The sequence below is a fragment of the Rhizobacter sp. P5_C2 genome, assembly GCF_054049715.1.
This window is the reverse complement of record NZ_JBFULV010000221.1, coordinates 1-2,478: the sequence shown is the minus strand read 5'-3', so window position 1 is coordinate 2,478 and position 2,478 is coordinate 1. Positions and strand designations below refer to the sequence as shown.

Annotated in this window: 2 protein-coding genes; both read left to right on the top strand. The window is 73.4% G+C overall.

Annotation, left to right across the window (positions count from 1 at the left end):
- Nucleotides 1–851 (top strand): phospholipase D-like domain-containing protein (locus ACXJLU_RS33125; protein ID WP_457337969.1); only part of this gene is annotated, 851 nt, incomplete at its 5' end.
- A 117-nt stretch (nucleotides 852–968) separates the two neighbouring features.
- Nucleotides 969–2,478, top strand: a 1,510-nt coding sequence (locus ACXJLU_RS33120) for a DUF2138 family protein (protein ID WP_457337968.1), incomplete at its 3' end; no start/stop codon positions are given.

Genomic DNA, 2,478 nt, shown 5'->3' with positions numbered 1-2,478 from the left:
CGGCCAGCGAGGCCTCGGCGCCCGACCATCCCGCCAGCGCGCKGGCCGGCGAGGCGGCGGCCTCGGCACCGGCCATCGTCGCCGCGGCCGCGAAATCGCCGCTCGGCAGCGAGCTGGCGCGCAACCAGCTGAAGCTGGTGTGGGCGCCGTCGCGCGTGCTGGCCGACAAGCCGACCAAGGCCAGCGCGCCCGCCACCGAAGAAGCACCCGCGGCGCCGCGGGAGGTGATCAGCGACGACGTCGAGGGCCTGCTGCGCGGCGCGCGCAGCGAGATCGTGCTGATCTCGCCGTACTTCGTGCCGGGCGCGCGCGGCATGGCGCTGATCGAAGACCTGAAGCGCCGCGGCGTGCACCTGCGCGTGCTGACCAATTCGCTGGCCACCACCGACGCGCCGGCGGTGCACATCGGCTACGCGCGCTACCGCGAGCAGATGCTGAAGGCCGGCGTCGAGCTGCGCGAACTGCGCGTGCACCTGGACCTGCCGCGCAGCAAGGTCGGCTCGTTCGGCTCGTCGCAGGCCTCGCTGCATGCCAAGGTGCTGGTGATCGACCAGCGCGACGTGCTGATCGGCTCGATGAACATGGACCCGCGCTCGGCCCGGCTGAACACCGAGATGGGCGTGGTCATGCACAGCCCCGAGATCGCGCGCCAGCTGCTGCAGCTCCACGACGAGGTCGCCAGCGCCAACAGCTGGCGGCTGTCGCTCGACCCCGACGGCCGGCTGCTGTGGACGCTGTCGCCGCCCGGCGGCGGCGCGCCGCAGGTGCTGACCAGCGAACCGGAGGCGAGCCTGTGGCTCAAGCTCACGGTGAAGCTGCTGTCGCCGTTCGCGCCGGAGGAGATGCTGTGAGCTTGGGCCGAATTTCACGCTGACTTCACGACCGGTTCACCTGTCCCGCTCGCGGCACTGAGATGATGCCGCCCGTGCGCCGTCGACAGCATGGCGCGGATGGGGGAGGGGGAACCCGTGGGATTGAATCGAAAGCAATGGGCCGGCATCGCCGTCGCGGTGGTGCTGGTGGCCGGTGGGATCGTGGCCGCGACGATCGGCTGGTCGCGCTACGGCGGCAGCATCAACGCGCTGGAGGTGGACCTGGAGCACCCGCAGGCCTACGTGTCGACGCCGGCACTGTCGCGCCTGCCGCGCGACCTGATCAAGGCGCCGGTGCTGCGCGACGTGCTGACCGAAGACTTCGCGTTCTATTACGAAGAGCATGAAAGCCGCCTCGGCCTGCAGGGCGCGCTGAAGCGCATCGCCTTCGAGCACGACACCACGCTCGCCGACAAGCTGATCGAGCTGGCACTCGACGAGCCGGCCGAGATGGCGTTCTGGACCGATGCCAAGGGCGCGCCGCGCCACTGGGTGATGGCGATGACGCGCGGCGTGCTGGCCCGCACGCTGCAGGGCGCCGCCGCACTCGCCACCAACGACCGCCAGTTCAGCGTGATCGCGCAGATCCGCGTCAACGGCGACACGCTGCCGGTCTATGCGCTGACGCTGTCGTCGCGGCGCACGCTGGCGCTGGTCGCGCAGGGCAACCGCGTGGTCGTGCTGAGCGACCCGGGCCTGCTGTTCGATGGCGAGCGCCAGGCCGACGCCCATTCGCGCGACATCGTCGCCGCGCTGCTGTCGGCCGATGCGAAAACGCAGGCGGTGTACCGCCGCGGCTTCGGCCTCGGCGAACCCGGCAACGCCCACACGATCGTCGCCGACGCGCGGCTGATGTCGTTCGGCTACCAGCACTTCTTCCCCGGCCTGCGGGCCTTGCGCTTCGACGTGGCGCCCGGTGGCGCGGTGCTGGCCACCAAGCTGCGCGTCGACGGCCTCGCGGCGCTGCCGGCGGCCCCGGCCGACCGTGCACTGTGGTCCGCCTTGCCCGCCAACCCGGCCGCCTGCACGCTGCTGCCGGCCGACTGGACGCGCGCCCGGGCGGTGGCCGGGGCGACTGGCTGGCCGGCGCTGGCCGACCAGCTGGACGGGCCGGCGGCGATCTGCTGGTACCCGCGCTCGCAGTTCCACACGCCGCTCGTCGTCGCGCAGCTGCGCGAAGGCGCCGCCGACCCGTCGGCCACGCTCGACGCGCTGACCGGCTGGCTGCTGCCGGCCAAGGCGACCGCGCTGTCGCCGGCTGCCCGCACCGGTGCCCAGCGCTGGCAGCGCGAGGTCAGCGCGCCGTGGGGCCCGCATGGCGATGCGGCCGCCACCACCTACCGGCCGACGCTCGCGCGCCAGGGCCGCTGGCTCACCTTCTCGCCCGACGACGCGCTGGTCGACCAGGCGCTGGATGCACAGGCGCGCCGCTTCCCGAGCGTGGCCGACAGCCTGCCGGTCGGGCCGGCGACGCTGGCCGTGATCGCCCCGCGCCAGGTGGCCGACCTGGCCCGGCGCGAGGCCTTCGAGGTGCTGCCGCCGGAGCAGGAGCTGTTCCGCCGGGCGGCCGAGCGCCAGCTGGTGCCGCGCCTCGACGCGCTCGGCA